Source organism: Herbaspirillum sp. B65 (genome assembly GCF_000333555.1).
Classification (GTDB): domain Bacteria; phylum Pseudomonadota; class Gammaproteobacteria; order Burkholderiales; family Burkholderiaceae_D; genus Herbaspirillum; species Herbaspirillum rubrisubalbicans.
This window is the reverse complement of record NZ_BADI01000274.1, coordinates 1-2,344: the sequence shown is the minus strand read 5'-3', so window position 1 is coordinate 2,344 and position 2,344 is coordinate 1. Positions and strand designations below refer to the sequence as shown.

The 2,344-nt window shown below is 58.7% G+C and carries 4 protein-coding genes; all 4 read left to right on the top strand.

All coding sequences use genetic code 11. The features are described from left to right. Nucleotides 1–575, top strand: a 575-nt coding sequence (locus tag I5W_RS07200) for an ATP-binding protein (protein ID WP_044528722.1), incomplete at its 5' end; no start/stop codon positions are given. A 393-nt stretch (nt 576–968) separates the two neighbouring features. Continuing rightward, complete coding sequence (locus tag I5W_RS07195) at nt 969–1,538, top strand: GbsR/MarR family transcriptional regulator (protein WP_044528721.1); 570 nt, start codon at nt 969–971, stop codon at nt 1,536–1,538. Between the two features lie 5 nt (nt 1,539–1,543). Continuing rightward, nucleotides 1,544–1,804 carry a cytochrome oxidase putative small subunit CydP gene (gene cydP / locus I5W_RS07190; RefSeq protein ID WP_044528720.1) on the top strand — a complete coding sequence of 87 codons (261 nt, stop codon included), beginning with the start codon at nt 1,544–1,546 and terminating at the stop codon, nt 1,802–1,804. A 6-nt stretch (nt 1,805–1,810) separates the two neighbouring features. Continuing rightward, on the top strand, nt 1,811–2,344 hold a 534-nt coding region (locus I5W_RS07185), incomplete at its 3' end, for a cytochrome ubiquinol oxidase subunit I (RefSeq protein WP_044528719.1).

Genomic DNA, 2,344 nt, shown 5'->3' with positions numbered 1-2,344 from the left:
TGGATCGACGTGGAAGATTGCAGCGACTGGCGCGCATCGTGGAAAACATCCTGTTCCTGGCCCAGGCCGACCACAGCACGCTGGCAGTGGAATGCAGCGCCCTGGATCTGCAGGAAGAGCTGGCCAAGATCATTGACTATTTCGAGGGCATCGCTGACGAACGCGGGATGCACTTCGCGCTGCAGGCACAAGGGATATGCCAGGCCAACCTGGATATGTGGCGCCGGGCGGTGAGCAACCTGATCATCAACGCGGTGCGCTATGGCGAACCCGATAGCATCATCCGCATCCAGGCCGAGGGCGATGCCAGCGGCAGCCGCATCCTGGTAGACAACCGCAGCGGGAATGTCACGCCCCAGGTGATGGCGCGCATGTTCGACCGCTTCTATCGCGGCGACCGCTCGCGCAGCGCGCTGACCGAATCCAATGGCCTGGGGCTGGCCATCGTCAAGGCCATCATGGCCTTGCACCGCGGCACGGCGACGGTGGAGTGTCCCCAGCCGGGCTGGATTCGCTTCAGCCTGCGCTTCCCTTCGGTGGCCGCAGCGCCACCCACAGATAAACCAGATCACTGAACCAGGCAACCAACACCATCACCCACGCCACCCCACGCCAGGATTGAATTGCAAATGCAGCTTATTTGATCCGCATCATGTTTCCTCTCGGCCAAGCTCTTCTGTCCGTCTAGGAAAGCGTGAAAATATCTTCATGCAGCGCAACACAGGGCTGCGTACTTGTGAAACCGGGAAGTTCACAAGACGCGATGTCGTCGTGACGATTAAGGGATACCCAACGTCACGCCCTGCCAACCGCCTGCTCGCGATCAACGCCTGCGCCATCCGCGCTGGGCGTGGGTCATTCTCATCCGTAATGACTGTTATCAGCAAATACGCAGGCGCGTGGCATTGCGATGGGTCAAGCATTTGTTTTAAATTTCAGTAATTACTGAAATTTCGAAAGTATTTGACATGGAAAACAAGGTACTCAGCCCCATGATGCAGCGCTTCATCGGCCATTTCGGCGAGATGGGCAGCCGCTGGGGGATCAATCGGACTGTAGGCCAGATCTACGCGCTGCTCTATATCTGTGGGCGCGCGCTCAACGCCGACGAGATTGCGGAGTACCTCAGCTTCTCGCGCTCCAACGTGAGCATGGGCTTGAAGGAATTGCAGTCGTGGCGACTGGTGCGCCTGCTGCACAAACCCAATGATCGCCGTGAATATTTCGAACCGCCCGGCGACATCTGGGACATCTTCAAGGTGCTGCTGGAAGAGCGTCGCCGACGCGAGATCGAACCTACGCTGTCCATGCTGCGCGACGCCCTGCTGGAGCAGCCGGGCAGCAAGGATGAAAAGGAAGTGCAGAAACGGATGCGCGAGATGTATGAACTGATCGAACTGTCCAGTTCCTGGTTCGACGACGTGCAGCGTCTGTCGCCGGAAACGCTGGTGTCGCTGATGAAGATGGGTTCCAAGGTCAAGAAGCTGCTGGACGTGCGCGACAAGTTCCGCGTCGGCGGCGCCAGTGAAAAGGAGTAAGCCAGATGCAACTCACACACCCTTCCCGCAAACGGCCATGGCAATGGCCCCGCCTGACCCGGCTGCCGCTGGGAGTGGAGATCACCGTGCTGCTGGTGATCAAGATCGCCCTCATCACGGTACTGGCCAAGACCTTCTTCGCGCATCCCGAAGCCAAGCACATGCAGATGCCGGTGCAGAGCGTGGAGCAGCGCATGCTGTCCTTCACCTCGCCTGCGGCAACCGCACAACACCAAGACCTATCCGCCAAACAACAACCGGAGTAACACAACATGGTTCCCATCGATGAAGTCGTTTCGCTGTCACGGCTGCAGTTTGCCGTCACTGCGCTCTATCACTTCCTGTTCGTCCCCTTGACGCTAGGCCTGTCCTGGATCCTGGTCATCATGGAGTCGGTCTACGTCATGACCGGCAACCAGATCTACAAGGACATGACCCGCTTCTGGGGCAAGCTGTTCGGCATCAACTTCGCCATGGGCGTGGCCACCGGCATCACACTGGAATTCCAGTTCGGTACCAACTGGTCCTATTACTCGCACTACGTGGGTGACATCTTCGGCACCCCGCTGGCCATCGAAGGCTTGATGGCCTTCTTCATGGAATCGACCTTCGTGGGTCTGTTCTTCTTCGGCTGGGACAAGCTCTCGCGCAAGCAGCACCTGATCGTCACCGTGCTGGTGGCGGTGGGTTCGAACCTGTCGGCGCTGTGGATCCTGATCGCCAACGGCTGGATGAACAATCCCGTGGGCGCCGAATTCAACTTCGAGACCATGCGCATGGAGCTGGTCAGCATGACCGACGTCATC

Coding starts and splice junctions, on each gene's coding strand:
- I5W_RS07195 (WP_044528721.1), top strand. CDS start 969: ATGGAAAACAAGGTACTCAGCCCCATGATGCAGCGCTTCATCGGCCAT.
- cydP (WP_044528720.1), top strand. CDS start 1,544: ATGCAACTCACACACCCTTCCCGCAAACGGCCATGGCAATGGCCCCGC.